At 52.3% G+C, this 15241-nt stretch carries 14 protein-coding genes; 3 read left to right on the top strand and 11 right to left on the bottom strand.

Annotation, left to right across the window (positions count from 1 at the left end; genetic code table 11):
• Positions 1-2 precede the first annotated feature (2 nt).
• The 9 genes from mraY to CULFRC11_RS07410 all read right to left on the bottom strand — a co-directional run bounded on the left by mraY (position 3) and on the right by CULFRC11_RS07410 (position 10254).
• Complete coding sequence (gene mraY / locus CULFRC11_RS07370) at positions 3-1103, bottom strand: phospho-N-acetylmuramoyl-pentapeptide-transferase (protein ID WP_023635982.1); 1101 nt, start codon at positions 1101-1103, stop codon at positions 3-5.
• Positions 1104-1106: 3 nt separating this feature from the next.
• Positions 1107-2657 carry a UDP-N-acetylmuramoyl-tripeptide--D-alanyl-D-alanine ligase gene (locus CULFRC11_RS07375; RefSeq protein WP_023635983.1) on the bottom strand — a complete coding sequence of 517 codons (1551 nt, stop codon included), beginning with the start codon at positions 2655-2657 and terminating at the stop codon, positions 1107-1109.
• Positions 2658-2740: 83 nt separating this feature from the next.
• Positions 2741-4252, bottom strand: a complete 1512-nt coding sequence (locus tag CULFRC11_RS07380; RefSeq protein ID WP_023635984.1) for a UDP-N-acetylmuramoyl-L-alanyl-D-glutamate--2,6-diaminopimelate ligase — start codon at positions 4250-4252, stop codon at positions 2741-2743.
• 90 nt (positions 4253-4342) lie between these two features.
• Positions 4343-6370, bottom strand: coding sequence for a peptidoglycan D,D-transpeptidase FtsI family protein (locus tag CULFRC11_RS07385; RefSeq protein ID WP_031270430.1), 2028 nt, complete (start codon positions 6368-6370; stop codon positions 4343-4345).
• A 33-nt stretch (positions 6371-6403) separates the two neighbouring features.
• Positions 6404-7111, bottom strand: coding sequence for a cell division protein FtsL (locus CULFRC11_RS07390; protein ID WP_014526013.1), 708 nt, complete (start codon positions 7109-7111; stop codon positions 6404-6406).
• 15 nt (positions 7112-7126) lie between these two features.
• Positions 7127-8089 carry a 16S rRNA (cytosine(1402)-N(4))-methyltransferase RsmH gene (rsmH, locus tag CULFRC11_RS07395; RefSeq protein WP_230478292.1) on the bottom strand — a complete coding sequence of 321 codons (963 nt, stop codon included), beginning with the start codon at positions 8087-8089 and terminating at the stop codon, positions 7127-7129.
• A gap of 261 nt (positions 8090-8350) precedes the next feature.
• Positions 8351-8782: a division/cell wall cluster transcriptional repressor MraZ gene (gene mraZ / locus CULFRC11_RS07400; RefSeq protein WP_013242261.1), complete on the bottom strand. Its 432-nt coding sequence runs from the start codon at positions 8780-8782 to the stop codon at positions 8351-8353.
• A 517-nt stretch (positions 8783-9299) separates the two neighbouring features.
• A complete protein-coding gene (locus tag CULFRC11_RS07405) occupies positions 9300-9695 on the bottom strand; it encodes a DUF3040 domain-containing protein (RefSeq protein ID WP_014526015.1) in 396 nt (131 codons plus the stop codon).
• A gap of 136 nt (positions 9696-9831) precedes the next feature.
• A complete protein-coding gene (locus CULFRC11_RS07410; RefSeq protein ID WP_023635988.1) occupies positions 9832-10254 on the bottom strand; it encodes an SAV_6107 family HEPN domain-containing protein in 423 nt (140 codons plus the stop codon).
• A gap of 189 nt (positions 10255-10443) precedes the next feature.
• Between CULFRC11_RS07410 and CULFRC11_RS07415 the strand changes: the two genes are divergently transcribed.
• Positions 10444-11052 carry a GNAT family N-acetyltransferase gene (locus CULFRC11_RS07415; protein ID WP_023635989.1) on the top strand — a complete coding sequence of 203 codons (609 nt, stop codon included), beginning with the start codon at positions 10444-10446 and terminating at the stop codon, positions 11050-11052.
• Here CULFRC11_RS07415 and CULFRC11_RS07420 read toward each other — a convergent pair.
• Positions 11049-12032, bottom strand: coding sequence for a methylenetetrahydrofolate reductase (locus CULFRC11_RS07420; protein ID WP_023635990.1), 984 nt, complete (start codon positions 12030-12032; stop codon positions 11049-11051). The two genes, CULFRC11_RS07415 and CULFRC11_RS07420, sit on opposite strands and share 4 nt — an antisense overlap.
• Before the next feature lie 171 nt (positions 12033-12203).
• Between CULFRC11_RS07420 and CULFRC11_RS07425 the strand changes: the two genes are divergently transcribed.
• Both CULFRC11_RS07425 and CULFRC11_RS07430 read left to right on the top strand, forming a co-directional pair.
• Positions 12204-13382, top strand: coding sequence for a polyprenyl synthetase family protein (locus CULFRC11_RS07425; RefSeq protein ID WP_031270435.1), 1179 nt, complete (start codon positions 12204-12206; stop codon positions 13380-13382).
• A gap of 15 nt (positions 13383-13397) precedes the next feature.
• Positions 13398-14870 (top strand): alpha-(1->6)-mannopyranosyltransferase A, encoded by a 1473-nt coding sequence (locus CULFRC11_RS07430; RefSeq protein ID WP_038620659.1) that lies wholly within the window; start codon positions 13398-13400, stop codon positions 14868-14870.
• Here CULFRC11_RS07430 and CULFRC11_RS07435 read toward each other — a convergent pair.
• A complete protein-coding gene (locus tag CULFRC11_RS07435) occupies positions 14867-15235 on the bottom strand; it encodes an Rv2175c family DNA-binding protein (protein ID WP_038620662.1) in 369 nt (122 codons plus the stop codon). The two genes, CULFRC11_RS07430 and CULFRC11_RS07435, sit on opposite strands and share 4 nt — an antisense overlap.
• Positions 15236-15241 lie beyond the last annotated feature (6 nt).

A 15241-nucleotide genomic window follows, 5' to 3' on the forward strand; every position in this document is an offset into this window, starting at 1 on the left:
GCTTAGACTCCCACCAACGAGAGCCACTCACCGTAGAACGCCGATGCGCCAATCAACGCGGCAAGAGCGGCGATGAGCCAAAAACGAATCACAACAGTAGTCTCAGCCCACCCACCATTTTCAAAGTGATGGTGGAACGGCGCCATACGGAAAATTCTGATTCCTTTAGTCCGGAACCCAACTACCTGGATAACAACCGATGCAGCCTCAAGAACAAACAGAGCACCAACGATCACCATAAGAAGCTCGGTACGAGAAGCTACTGACAAACCAGCGACAAGGCCGCCGAGTGCTAAGGATCCGGTATCTCCCATAAAGATCTTCGCCGGCGCAGCATTCCACCAGAGGAACCCCAAACATGCTCCTAAGCCTGCGGCTGCCAAAATAGCCAAGTCCAGAGGATCACGTACGTCATAGCACCCAGGTTCTGCACCAGCAGTGCACGCATTACGGAACTGCCAGAAGGTAATCAGGGTGTAGGTTCCCATCACAATAGCTGTTGAACCGGCTGCTAAGCCGTCGAGCCCATCAGTGAGGTTCACGGCATTCGACCAGGCGGAAATCAGAATGTAAATGAAGATCAAGAAGATCGCGATTCCCACAACAGTAGGGCCAACGGCCAGATCCACGGTGTCGAGATCACGTAAGAAACTTAAATGTGTGGATCCTGGGGTAAGCCCGTTTTCATCCGGAAACCTCAGAATCAGACCGCCAAAGATAAGGGCTATAGCCAGCTGGCCCACGAGCTTGGCGGTTTTGTTCAAGCCTAGATTTCGCCCTTTATACAGCTTGATAAAGTCATCTGCGAACCCAAGTCCTCCGAGTGCCAGAGTCAAACCGAGCACCAGAGCCCCAGAAACCGTGAAACCACCTTGTCCACTGATTTCTCCGTAAATCGCAGTCACTAAGTAAGCAACTGTGATTCCCACCAAGATAGCGATACCACCCATTGTCGGTGTGCCGCGTTTACGCAAATGAGATTTCGGGCCATCCTCACGGATTTCCTGCCCCAGTCCTTCCGCACTAAAACGACGAATCAACACGGGTGTGACAAAGATGGAGACCAACAATCCAATGGCTCCGGAGATAAGAATTTGAGTCACTTGTTATTCACCTGCTGTATTTCGTTCTTCATGTTGGTCGTTCACGTGGGGTTTCTGTATTAGCTTTTGTTCGGATAGCACATCTGCCAACTCATCCGCGACCTCCCAAAGGGCAAAGGCATTGGAGGCTTTGACCAGCACCACATCATCCGCATGTAACAAAGGAGCAAGCATACGCGCGGCTTCCGGGTTAGTGCGAACAACCAGAGTAGTTATACCCGTCTTCTCCGCCGCAACGGCTAAGGCACGACTGTCAGAATTTTCACCTACTGCGATAAGCCCATGTACGCCTATGTTTTTAAGTTCAGCGCCAAGCGTGGCATGGACTGTTTGTGATTCTTGTCCAAGCTCGCCCATCGGGCCAAGCACTGCCCAACCGTTGCTTCCTCGGGACCGAGCAGTATGCACGAGGGCGGATAACCCGGCACGCATAGACTCGTTGTTGGCGTTATAAGCGTCATCAATCACCGTGATATTACTGGGGCAAGAAACGATCGACATTCTATGCGCTGAAACACCCACGTGTTTATTCAAAGAACACGCGATCGTTTCAGAATCGATTCCCGCAGCATGCGCTGCTGCGGCAGCAGCAAGGGCATTCGATACCTGATGTTCCCCTGCTACTCGGAGAGAAACGTGGTGCGCCTTCTCATCGTGAATATGCATCGTAAAGCTTGCACATGCGTTGTGATCAAAGCTGATATCCGTTGCATGCACGGTGGCCTCGGTGGTCACCGCAGAATAAGAGATCACATGCGCCCTCGTTCGCGACGCCATTTGTACAACCATCGAGTCGTCTACATTAAGGACAGCCTTACCGTTGTCCGGTAAGGCCTCGACCAGCTCACCCTTCGCTTGCGCGATAGCAGATTGGGAACCAAACTCCCCAACGTGCGCCGTGCCCACGTTGAGTTCCACACCAATCTTGGGTGGCGCGATTGCAGCTAGATGCGCAATATGGCCTATCCCCCGCGCGGACATTTCCGCGATAAGGAATTGAGTCTCTGTAGTGCACTTCAGGGCAGTATAAGGGTGACCGATTTCATTGTTAAACGACCCAGGAGGGGCAACGGTGCTTCCCACCGCAGAGAAAATCGTGGCCATCATATCCTTGGTGGACGTTTTTCCTGCGGAACCCGTCACCCCGACTACTACGAGGCCTTCTTTAGTCAGAACGTCTATAACGTGACGAGCTATCAGGCTTAAAGCCCGTAATACCGCTGCCACTGACCCATCAGCATCGTTTTCTGTGGCATAGCTATCGCGCTTCCGTTCGTTTTCCGGGATTGGCGGGACGATAACGCCTGGGATAGGGCGTCCGCAGTCCATTACGGGACGGAACAAAAGGCAGCCCACGGCGCCATCCGCGACTGCTTTCGCAGCGTAATCGTGGCCGTCGACACGTGCCCCATTGATCGCAACAAACAGCCCACCGGTAGTAACTTTGCGCGAATCGAACTCAACAGATCCCGTCACCAGTGTCGTCGGATCGGTGCCCGAGGTAAGACTCCCGCCGACGATCTCGGCGATTGTCCCCAAAGACAACTCAATCATTGTTTTCCCTTCAATCCCATGTACTTCAACTCTCTGATTAACGCCTGCCACAGGTTAGACCATCAGCAGTGTGAGTTCGCGCGTTAGCTATTCTCTCGTATCTCTTCGAGCGCGGCGGCCAGCTCTTCTCGATCATCAAAGTGATGATTTACCCCCTGGATGAGCTGTCCTACCTCGTGCCCTTTGCCTGCAATAATGACGGCATCCGCGGGTTTTGCCCACGCCGCAGCTTGCTTTATAGCTTCTCGACGATCCCCTATTTCACGGATTTCCGCAGTCGTCGCGGCTTCACGGGCACCAAGCAAAACGGCTTCCCGAATCAGTGCAGGATCTTCCGAACGCGGATTATCGTCAGTCACGATCACCAAATCAGCTCTGCGCGCGGACTCTTCCCCCATGATTGAGCGCTTACCTTTGTCTCGATCACCACCAGCGCCCACGACTATCGCCACGCGCCCAGCTGCTTGACGACGAACCGCGTCCAATACCGCAGCCACTGCCGCAGGTTTGTGCGCATAATCTACGATCGCCAAGAAATCTTGGCCTCGATTAACCCGCTCCATACGCCCAGGAACACTTACCGCAGTGAGCCCTGCAACAAAGCGGTCAAGGTCGATACCTATACTGCTGGCCAAACCTACTGCAAGTGCTGCATTAGCTACGTTAAAGGCCCCTGGAATAGGCAGATCAACGTCAATATTCCGATCCTTATGTGTCACCACAAAACGCTGACCACCAGCGGCGTCCACAGTAAGTCCCGAGACAGCAAAATCTGCTTGTTTTTCCGCACTCGTAGACACTGATAGGGCATCCGCGCCACTTCGTTCTAGCATCTGCAGACCCCATGGGTCGTCTATACACACAACTGCCTTATTTGTATGTACGGCAGAGGCTGGATCAAACAGCAATGCTTTCGCCTCAAAGTATTCTTCCATCGTCGGATGGAAGTCCAGATGATCTTGGGAGAGGTTGGTAAAACCAGCTGCAGCGAAATGCGTAGCCGACACCCGACCCAGAGACAAAGCGTGGCTGGATACTTCCATCACCACATGGGTTACGCCCTGGTCAAGCATCTGAGCAAATAGCTTTTGCAGCATCGGTGCTTCAGGTGTGGTGAGTTTTGTCGGGATCTTCACCCCATTGATCCGAGTCCCGGTAGTGCCGATGAGCCCAACTGATTTTCCAGCATTAATCAGACCAGCTTCAAGCATATAGCTCGTTGTAGTTTTACCACTGGTGCCAGTAATCCCAATGACCTGTAGTGACTCTGAAGGATGCCCGTAGATCTCAGCGCTGACTGTACCAAGGATGTCCCGGACGTTCTCAACTAACAGACGCGGGCGGGTATCACCGCTCTCACGCAAAATCGCCGCACCAGCAGCATCCGTCAAAATCGCAGCTGCTTGAGTTCCTTGAGCATACACAGCGCCGTGGCTGCGGGTCCCCGGAAGCGCAGCAAAGAGCCCTCCTTGAGGAAGCTCCTGGGAATCAAGACTGATGTCCTCAATGACGATGTCCTTGTCACCGTGGAGTTCACCACCTGTTAACGCTGCCAGAGAACCCAGCGTTACCGAGGCACGCTCTTTTCCGCTCATACGCTTCCTTCCCTACCAAGATCACTAACGCATTTAACGACAAACGATAAGTCTTTCATGAATCCCTGCTTTAGCCGAATATTCACAAAACTAATGAGCCTGTAGAACTAATTGGCCTTCCATTGGTCGTGACAGAGGGACGTTATCGCGATCAAGCAACCACGACGCAATATCGTGGAACAAAGGAGCCGCCGACTGCCCACCCTCGCCGTGAACACCACGCAATGGCTTATCAAGCATCAACGCGATCACATAGCGAGGATTATCCGCCGGGGCTATGCCCGCAAACGTAATCCAATAATTGGAGTTTGAGTACGCACCAGTATTGGGATCAACTTGCTGCGCGGTGCCGGTCTTACCCGATATTTGATAGCCCTCCACGCCTGCGCCAACTCCGGTACCCGATTGGACGCCTGTGGGATCTTTCTGGATAACAGACCTAAACATGTCCACGACCGTTCGCGCGGTATCCGCTGACACCACTCGCGTCTTGTTCGGCTCCGGCTGAGCTATTTCAGCTCCCGTAGAATCAACAACTTTTTCCACGATTCGCGGCTCAATACGCTCGCCCTTGTTTGCCATTGCTTGGTAGATTCCTGCCATCTGCAGCAGAGTCAAGGACATGCCTTGGCCGATGGGAAGGTTGGCAAAGGTTCCACCGGACCACTGCGAAATATCTGGCAAAAGCCCAGCAGATTCTGAAGGCAGCTCCACGCCCGTCGTATGTCCCACACCAAACTTATGAAGGAGATCGTTAAAACGTTCTTCACCAAGCCGCTGCGCCAACATCAAGGTGCCTACGTTGGATGATTTTCCAAACACTCCTGTGGTGGTATATCCAACTGTTCCGTGGTCCCAGGCGTCTTTAACCGTCACACCAGACATCTTGATGCTTCCAGGAACTTGAAGCACCTCGTCAGGGGTGGTCTTTCCGTCCTCTATCACGCCGGCAGCAGTGATGATCTTTGCAACCGAACCTGGCTCAAAAGGAGCAGACACCGCAGTGTTGTCAAAAACCTTTCCGTTTTTGAGCTGCTTTTCAATATCGCCATTTGGATTTATTGTTCCGGAGTTAGCCATCGACATAATCTTGCCGGTTTCAGAATCCAAGACCACAGCAGAAGCAGATTTAGCACCCGAGTTAGCTACAGCTTGTTCCAGCTGTTGCTGCACATAGGCTTGCAAGTTCAGATCTAGCGTCAAAGTAACGGAAGCCCCGTCCGTAGCTGGAACCTCATCGCGGATTGTACCAGGGATGATCTGACCGTTAGCAGAAACATCAAGTGTTTTTTGCCCATCAATGCCAGAGAGCAGAGAATCATTGGCTGCCTCAAACCCAAACTGACCTTGGCCGTCTTGGCTGATCTTTCCCACCACGTTCTCTGCGACAGCCCCGTTGGGGTATTGCCTAATCTGCTGCATATCTGCGGCGATGCCATGGAAATTCTGGGAGATCTCCTCGGCGATATCGGGGTCCACGTTGCGCACGAGAACCTCGTAATTAGTATCGGCCTTCAGCTTCTTTAGAATCTGATCGGACTTCACTTCCGACGTCGTAGCGCTCGCGTCACTGATAATGGTGGGAATCTGATCGGCATAATCGTTCAGAATGTCATCCACGACTTCGTCGATACGCTTCTCTCTAGCACTGCTGTCGAGCTTGGAATACTCACCACTATTTTGCAGTTTAAGCTGTGCCGTATAGCGCAATTCTTTTCGCAATAATTTAGGAGAAGCAGTCAAAGAACGAGCCTGCATCGTATAAGCGATACGGTTGCCCGCGCGGTCTAAGATTTCGCCACGCCGCGCACTGTCTATATACGTACGAGAACGCTGCGCTTCTGCTCGATGTGAAAGCTCTGGGCCCCACACCAGTTGCACCCACGCTAAACGCGCAACCAAGAGAACGATCATGATAATGGCAAGCGCCATCACTCCGCGAAGCCGGAAAAGTAACTGTTTATCCCTGTCCACAGTGACCGCATTTGTGTTGACAGTCCTTTTAAGACCGAGATCTTGTTCACGCCGATACCTAAAACTATCGTTACGGCGACGCGAAGTATCCCGAGAAGCCCATTCTTGTCTCCTCGGGAAATTATCCGAATTAGATCGATTCACTCGCTATTGCCACCTAACCTGGTGAAGCTTCCTCTACCGACCTGCGGTTGCTGCATAAGGAGCAACCGTAGAGCCATTGGCACCAGTATTTGTACCCGTATTAGCACTCACTGCGGGACCGGACTGTGGAACAGCATTAAGGCTACCTGCTACTTCATTCGTTTTGGCAGGATCACTTGATGCAGAAGGAGAAATCTTGTCACCGTTGATGTCCACGAGAGGGTGCGTTGCATCATTAGCTTCCCGCTGAACCACTGGATTCCCGTGGTCATCATGCGCAAGAACTCCTGCAGCATCAGGGACTACAAGCCCCATGGCGCTAGCTTTGCGCGCGATCTCTGCAGAAGAAGACGCGTTTTCTACATCCCGGTTGAGGGTCTCAATCTGATTCTTCAGGGTAGTTTCTTGGCTCTGTAACTGCTGGATAGCGAAGGTCTGCTTGGTGGACAAGCCTGACAAGACTAGCGTCACAGCAACTCCTGCGATCATCAGCAACAAAATGCCGGCAACAAAACGCACTCGCCCTTTATCTACTTTGGGGCGCTCAACGCGTCGTCCCCGATAAGAGATAACCTGCTGAGAACCTGGCGCATGTTGGAACCGGCGCCGAGACCTTGACGGCGCATGATAGCTCGGGCGTGCAGTCCTGCTTGGAGAATCTAGCAACGCAGTAGCGGTTCCGGAGCTTAAGTCGCGGGACCGGTAGCTTGACTCTCGGCGTGTGCCTTCCGTCATCGTCATCTCTTGCTCCAGGTGCTAATTGGCTGTGGTTGGTTCTTTAAGTGCCTCAATCGCTCGGACTCTGACCGATGCGGCTCGAGGATTCTCTGCGATTTCTTGTTCGTTTGCCTTTTCTGCGCCTCGCGTCACTACTTTGAATCCCGCTTCCATCCCGGGGAGATCCACAGGAAGTCCTGGCGGAGATTTAGAAGTACTAATATCCACGAAGTAGCGTTTAACGATCTTGTCCTCCAGAGACTGATAGGACATGAACACCGCTCGGCCACCTTTAGCCAGATGTCCTGTTATCACGGGAAGAACATTCTCTATTGATTCCAGCTCTTTATTTACTTCAATGCGTAGAGCTTGGAATGTTCTTTTGGCTGGGTGACCGCCGGTTCGTCGAGTAGCAGCGGGGATAGTAGCGTAAAGCAGTTCTACTAACCGTCCAGAGTGAGTAAAAGGAGCTTTTTCACGTTCTTTCACCACGGCGCTCGCGATCTTTCCGGCGAAACGCTCTTCGCCGTAGATCTTCAAGATCCTGGCTAAATCACCATGCGAATATGTGTTGAGAATATCCGCAGCAGTGATCCCCTTGGAATCATCCATTCGCATATCAAGCGGCGCATCTACTCGATACGCGAACCCGCGCTCTGCCTGATCAAGTTGCATCGAGGAAACTCCAAGATCAAACAATGCTCCGCTGATACCGTGACGCATTGCCTTCTGCGCAATCTCATTGCCCTCTTCCGCATTCTGTTGCAGCTTAGGAAGGAAATGATCAAAACGGGTATGTATCCCTAGAAAACGATCGCCATAAACCGATAGTCTTTCCTGCGCGTTAGCCAGTGAATGAAGATCACGGTCCAGCCCAATAACGCAGGCTTCCGGGAAGGTTTCCAGGAAGAAGGCGGAATGTCCGCCTGCACCGAGAGTCCCATCCACGATGACTGCGGATGTTCCCATCGCGGTTACCGGAGCAGCGATCAATTCCGCCATGCGTTCTCTGAGCACGGGGACGTGCCCGTGATTATCACGAATATCGTAGTTCCACGCAGAATCTCTACCACTGGTCACTATGAAGTCCCCCTTTCAGTAGAACTATGCGTCGCCTTTTAGCGGCACGTTAATTAAAAGCGGGGTGTACACAGAGCCCTGCACGAAGAACCCACTCTGATATCGGGGAAGTACACCAGAGTTTCACTTCGAGCAGAGTTCGTACGTACACTCCGCACGCCATACGATATGTAGTTATCTGTCCTATAACAGACCACCTAAGAAGTCGCCCTCAGCAGAGGAGAATGCGGCTTCAGTCTCCGACTGGTACGCCTCCCACGCCTCGGCATCCCAGATCTCCAAGAAATCCACGGAGCCGATTACTACGCATTGCTTTGTAAGCCCTGCGTATTCCCTATGTGCGGCTGAGAGGGTAATGCGACCTTGCCCATCCGGACGTTGTTCATCAGCACTCGCAGCTAGATTTCGAATAAACGCACGCGCCTCAGGATTGGTCCTAGAAATCGCGGCGGCCTTACGTGCACGAGCTGCAAACTCCTCACGCGGATAGACCGATAGCGAATGATCCTGCCCTTTGGTAACCATCAGGCCACCGGCAAGCTCATCTCGAAATTTTGCAGGAAGCGTCAGACGGCCTTTGTCGTCAAGTTTCGGCGTATAGGTGCCAAGAAACATTGGCTAGGCACCTGCCTTCCCGATAACGCAAGCCTCAACGTCTTTGCCAGTTCCGAGGTAGCAGAACAACCGCTACCCCTTCACTGCACACCACCTTACCCCACTTTCCCCCACCAATAACAGGCGTCACTATATTTTCACCTCGGTAAACGTGAAAATATCAACTTCTACCAGCGGATATAGAAGTGGAGAATTTTTCACAAAACACCCAATAATCACACCAGTTTTCCCCCTTTTCACCAATCACAAGGCATTATCAAGAAAGAAGGGGTGCATGAGAGAAACCACCGAATAATCACCACAACAAGGCAAAATACCAACATTTCACCCAACCCCAGAAGACGCGTCAGCGCCGCCAGCCGCCCAGACCCTTCATGACATTCCCATGAGCAGTGACAGCGATATCCACAAAGGTGGGGGAAAGTGGGGAACTCTGGAACCGACGCGTAAACCACAAATCATGAGCCATAAACACAAAAAAGTCGGCCACCCTCGGGTGACCGACTTTCTTTAAAAACTATTGTTCAAATCGACGGCGGAAGTTTTCTTCCATTCGATTACCGATTCCGTCGGAACGTGAGCTGCGATTCGACTTCCCTGAGGAGCGCGTTGCGCCGAAAGACGAGGTCTTCACACCAGAAGGGGCACGAAGCATCCATATCGCACCGCCAAGCATCACAATAAAACCAGCAATAGCAAGAAGTACGAACAATAGTGTCTGTTGACTCAGCGCAACGCCCCCAATGAGCATTACCAATCCAATAACAATGATCGCGATTCCCCGAAGGGTGACCATTCCGCCGGAAGGCACCAAGCCCGCATCCCTTACAGAAGCGCCAAACTTGGGGTCTTCCGCCAATAAAGAGCGTTCAATCTCTCGCAGCGCACGCTGCTCCTGCTCTGAAAGTGACACTTCGACCTCCCAAGGGACGTTTTGCTTTTTAACTGGCTACTTATGCTAACGCCAACACTAGTAGGAAAGTTCCCTCTAGATTAGGTTTTTCCCAGCTAATTCAAAACCACATAGGAAGATATCAAAAAAGAGCAGGTCAAGCCGCCATAGAATCACCCTGAACACACTCGATGTCATGCAGAAAATCTGAAACGATAGATATAAGCCCCCGGACAGTTTGTGCCGAAACTTCCGTTTCCAAACCTGTAGAGATCCGGGAACGTAATCGTGAATAACTAGCGATCTTGTCCGCCCACACGTTTTCCGCCTTCCCCACCAAGCGCAATTGCTCAATTGCACTCGTTGGTTTACGTTTGCGGGCGGCTATCGGAGACATAGCAACTCGCGCCCCCGCAGCCCTCAACGCTGCGCGATATGCATATTCCAACGCAGAGCACATGTCGCCCCGATGGGATAGCTCACCGGCCTGCGCCAGGTGAATATATGCCCCGTCAAGCAGTCGCTGAGCTCCCCCTGCACGCTGCACAAAACGCGTAGTAGCCGATACAACATTCGACATGATCTCTTCCCCTTTCCCACCAATATCCGCAGGCCGTAATCCTTTATGTTCAAACTGGGAAAATACTATCCACCGTACCCAACACCCATCCCACATTATAGCACTGGTGTTCGATTTAAACTAGAGTGCGTTTGCCGCTTTTCCCGAAAACTCCTCACTTTTACATCAAAAAAGTGATTCCATAGCATTGTGTCCATTTCCATCCAGAGTCTTTCGAGTACAGCTTTTGCATTCCACTGCCCCGACTTTGTCGATCTTTATATCGATGCAATGGGATATAACCCGAATCTCCGTCATTCCAGAATCTCCGTGTGGAGACGAGCCGTGATGGAATCCGGGTTCACTGCCGTATGCGCAGTCGAATCGGATGAGGGCCATTCTTATACGTATGGCGATGGCATAGCCGGAGTCGCTTATGGTTTTCTCGGCAGGCGTGAGCATTGGTGGAATCGGCAAGTTCGCCGAGGGCTTAGAAATGCCGAGGCGACATCCTTGGGAACGAGCGCATCCATGCCCGACCATTACTTTGAGCTCGCAGAGATCCATGTGTCCCCCACAGCCCAGGGCCAGGGCATCGGCCATAAATTACTCTCGTCGCTGCTCCGCAATGTGCAATCAACAACAGTTTTGCTCTCCACACCGGAAGTACCCAACGAGTCAAACGCCGCTTTTTCGCTTTATCGACGCCACGGTTTCTACGACTTACTACGCGACTTTTATTTTCAAGGCGACTCCAGGGCTTTCGCTATCCTGCGCGCCGAGCTCGACAAAGGGCACAACGTGCTCAACGTTGGTTAACGCACTGCGTCATGCCCATAATCGGTCCCCCACGCAGGGGCCATGCCTAAGTTATGGAGGACTTCCTGAGTCGCCCGCACATAGTTCATCGTCATGAAGTGAATGTCAGGTACTCCCTCAGCAATAAGTTTCTCTGCCATCTGAGTTGTCAGTTCGATCCCGACTTCACGTACGTCTTCTTTATGGGACTCTTCATCCCCCTTGGCGGCGTCGAGAAGCTGTTTTTCCAGTTCCCGCGGCAAAGAAGCACCGGCTAGCTCCATCTGCCGTCGCACAGAACGAATACTTGTTATCGGCATAAGACCCGGAATAATAGGTTTGCAACCATGCTCAGGGTCCGCTTTGGCTAAGCGATCGCGGAGCCGAAGAAAATGGTCGATGTCAAAGAACATCTGCGTAATGGAAAACTCAGCCCCGGCGCGCAATTTCTGCAATGTGAACTCTGTATCGGCTTCCAACGTCGGTGCTCGATAGTGCCCTTCTGGGAAACTCGCAATGCCCACGTGAAAATGTGATGTTTTCGGGTTTTTCTTGGTGAGTTCGATAAGTTCACTGGCATATTCCAATCCTCCGGGAGTAGCAACCCACTCCGCCATGGGGTTAGTTCCGGGAGGATCACCCCTAAGGGCAAGAAGGTTGGACAGACCATGCGCAGCATAATCATCCAGGATCTCTACTAACTCGGCTTCTGTGTGCTCCACTAGGGTTAAGTGAACGAGCGTTGTCAGTGGATGTTTGGATAACTTATGAGCCACGCGCATCGTGCGTTCTCTACTCGACCCACCGGCTCCGTAGGTTACGGAGACAAAAGCCGTCCCTAAATCATGGAACGCCTCAGCTGCTTTCCAGAGTCTTTGTTCCGCCGCTGTATCCCGAGGTGGCATAAACTCCACAGAAAATGGGACCCGGCCAGGACTAGGCATCTTAAGTACCTCAGTGATGGAACGCTGATAGGCAGCGGGGATATGCGAAGCAGACATGACTCGGTATCTTAAAGGGTGAGAAACAAAATCTTCGCGTTTCGAGGGTGCATCGACCTGTTTTATTCACTCTTTGTGTAAAAGGTGAGGGGTACGTTCGGATATCCCCTGCTCTGGACTTTTCCAGTGGCACTCCAGCAAACGCGCCACTTAGATATAGGCTTGAGCGATATGCACCACTTCCGAGACGCGCACACCGCATCTCCTGTAAGAGAAAAGGATCCCGCTACAGTGTCTCGTTCCACTACGTCCCCTCAATTCGATGCACGTTCCTTAGCTTTCTCCGAAATCGAACCGGCGGTGGAACAAAAACTGCGCGAATTTTTCCAAGGACGCTCCCGCAAAATCTCCGTCATTGGTGAGCCGGTATCTCGCGCAGTGACTTATCTGGAAGATTTTGTCTTAGGTGGCGGCAAGCGGATTCGCCCTAGCTATGCATGGGCTGGTTTTTTAGCCGGCAACGGGCTGGAAGGCGCGGAAGATCCGGAAGCCGTATTAGCGTCGATAAGCTCTCTCGAACTCATCCAGGCCTGCGCTTTAATCCACGATGACATCATTGATGCCTCCGATTCTCGTCGCGGACAACCAACTGTTCACCGAACTGCAGAGGCTCGCCATAGGGATAACTCTTGGAATGGCGACTCTGCGCACTTCGGCGAGTCGATTGCGATCTTGCTTGGTGATCTTGCCTTTGCCTGGGCAGACGATATGTTTAGGACTTCTGGACTAAGCGATGCAGCTATCGCCCGGACTTCTAATGCCTGGCGTGGTATGCGCACAGAAGTTATCGGCGGTCAGCTCCTTGATGTCTTCCTAGAGTCTGCGGGAAGCGAAAGCATCGAACTTGCAGAAAACGTCAATCGCTTTAAAACTGCGGCCTACACGATTGAACGCCCGTTACACATCGGCGCTGCTATAGCCGGTGCCGACGAAAACATTGTGCGTGCGCTCCGCGATTACGGAAGAGACATCGGCGTGGCTTACCAGCTTCGCGACGATCTACTCGGCGTATTCGGTAACCCCGAGGTCACGGGGAAGCCAGCAGGTGACGACCTGCGCGAGGGCAAGCGCACTGTTCTCGTGGCCAAGGCTCTAGAGCTTGCTCACGCCGCGGATAACGCAGATGCCGTGGAATCCATTCGGAAAGGCGTGGGAACGGTTACCGAACCACACGATATTGCGCGTTTGGCCGACACTATTCGTCAAACTGGCGCAGAAGCTGGCGTAGAAAAACGCATTGATGAACTCGCAGAACGGGGAATTTCTCACCTTTGCACCGCCGATATCAGTGACGACGCACGCAACATACTCGTATCTTTGGCTAATAAAGCCACAGCCCGATCAATGTAATTCTGCGTGACAACGATGACTCTTGTGTTAACAAAGCTCTATTCGCTTTCCCCGGTCCGAACAGGCCTGATAGCCACGATTTTAATCACTCTAGGTTCTTTTGGCGGCGGCGCCATCCGAAACCGCGGCGGATTGTTAGATATCCTTAACCTGGAATTTTTGTCTTATGGTCACGGCGCTGGTTTTTCTAATATCACGCTGTGGATCGGCTCTGCGTTATTTGTCGTAGCATGGTTCTTACTCGGACGACGAGTCGTCGCGGGCCATGCGACCGTTCAGGATGTAACCCGAACGCTGACTTTGTGGATTATCCCCCTTGCGCTCGCCGCCCCCATCATGTCTCGGGACATCTATTCCTATTTGATGCAAGGCACGCTGCTTCGCGACGGTTTCGATGCTTACACCCAAGGTGCATCCGCCAATCCCAGCCCTATCCTTTATGAGGTCTCGCACGATTGGCGAAACACCACCACTCCGTATGGTCCACTCCATTTATGGATTAGTGAAGGCATAGTGCGACTATGCGGAAACCACATTGCTTACGGGATTTTTTGTTTTAAAGCGCTATCCATCCTCGGTTTTATGGGGATCATGTGGGCTATTCCTAAAATAGCCCTCGCCCTGGGTAGTAATCCTGCAATGGCGCAATGGTTGGGAGTAGCTAACCCAGTGATGGTTTTTCATCTCATCGGGGGTATGCACAATGAGTCAATCATGGTGGGCCTAGTCAGTATCGGCCTAGTGCTGGCACTACGTAAATCGGTAGCACATTACCTCTGCGCCATCGCGATCATCGCAGTGGCTATGTCCTTGAAGGCGACTGCTGCACTCGCGCTTCCTTTCGTGGTCTGGATAGCAGTTGCTCATGTTCCGGGCTCATGGAAAACAAAAACGCGCGTTTTCCTCGCAGCTGGAATCGTCGGTGCTATCGAGACTCTCGCTGTCTTAGCTGCAGTAACCTGGGCTTCAGGAGCTTCCTGGGGCTGGATTGCAGCACTGAGCGGCAACACCAAAGTTATTAACCCACTCGCTTTTCCGTCCCTCATAGCCACTGTGATTTCTAGCGTGGGAAGCCTGTGGATTGAACCGTTCCCTTTCAACGCTGTCGTGGGCGTACTACGCGTAGTCTCCATGGTTCTCATGGCGCTAGGACTTGTGATCTGCTGGTGGGTTTTCCGAAAAAATCACCGCGATGCTATCCGTGGCACAGCCGCTGCGTATGCGGTCGCGTTCTTTTTCAACGCTGTGACCCTCCCTTGGTACTACGCAAGCGTGCTTTCCCTCATGGGTACGTTCACACCGCCACTGTGGCTAAAGAAAATAACTGTGGGAGGTTCTATCGTCGTAGCGATGGCCTTCACAGGAAGCGGAAACCACCAGCTTTACAATCCAGTGTGGATGGTAGCCACGGTGATCGCAGGCTGGTGGATGACCCGCTCAATTTTTGAGGCTGCCGTCGACAACGCTCTGGACACTAGGAGCGTCTAAAATGCCGCTGCCTGTGCGCGCCGCATAACTTCGCGGGCAAGGTGTCCGTGGAGGGCGTCGACAGGCCGCCCCGGCAATGTTTCATCCTCGGTGAAGAGGTACTGGAAGATTTCCTCGTCGGTAAACCCGCCGTCAGAGAGCAATGCAATGACGCCAGGAACGAACTTATTAGTAGTTCCTTTCACAGAGAGGAAAACTTCGGGGATCTTGCGCACACCATTGTCATAGACACAGATGAGTTTATGTTCACCGAGAAGATCAAAAACTCTGGTTACAGGAAGACCCAAGCGTTCCGCATATTCAGGAACAGTAAGAAGGGGCTCATTGTCTGGTAAAGCGTTACGTGACACGTTGTTGTTACTCACCCTTGT

Origin of the sequence: Corynebacterium ulcerans, from assembly GCF_000767685.1 — a bacterium.
GTDB lineage: Bacteria > Actinomycetota > Actinomycetes > Mycobacteriales > Mycobacteriaceae > Corynebacterium > Corynebacterium ulcerans.

Coding starts and splice junctions, on each gene's coding strand:
- CULFRC11_RS07420 (WP_023635990.1), bottom strand. CDS start 12,032: ATGTCTGCTTCGCATATCCCCGCTGCCTATCAGCGTTCCATCACTGAG.
- mraZ (WP_013242261.1), bottom strand. CDS start 8,782: ATGTTTCTTGGCACCTATACGCCGAAACTTGACGACAAAGGCCGTCTG.
- CULFRC11_RS07390 (WP_014526013.1), bottom strand. CDS start 7,111: ATGACGATGACGGAAGGCACACGCCGAGAGTCAAGCTACCGGTCCCGC.
- CULFRC11_RS07375 (WP_023635983.1), bottom strand. CDS start 2,657: ATGATTGAGTTGTCTTTGGGGACAATCGCCGAGATCGTCGGCGGGAGT.
- rsmH (WP_230478292.1), bottom strand. CDS start 8,089: ATGGCGGAATTGATCGCTGCTCCGGTAACCGCGATGGGAACATCCGCA.
- CULFRC11_RS07425 (WP_031270435.1), top strand. CDS start 12,204: ATGCACCACTTCCGAGACGCGCACACCGCATCTCCTGTAAGAGAAAAG.
- CULFRC11_RS07380 (WP_023635984.1), bottom strand. CDS start 4,252: ATGAGCGGAAAAGAGCGTGCCTCGGTAACGCTGGGTTCTCTGGCAGCG.
- CULFRC11_RS07430 (WP_038620659.1), top strand. CDS start 13,398: ATGACTCTTGTGTTAACAAAGCTCTATTCGCTTTCCCCGGTCCGAACA.
- CULFRC11_RS07410 (WP_023635988.1), bottom strand. CDS start 10,254: ATGTCGAATGTTGTATCGGCTACTACGCGTTTTGTGCAGCGTGCAGGG.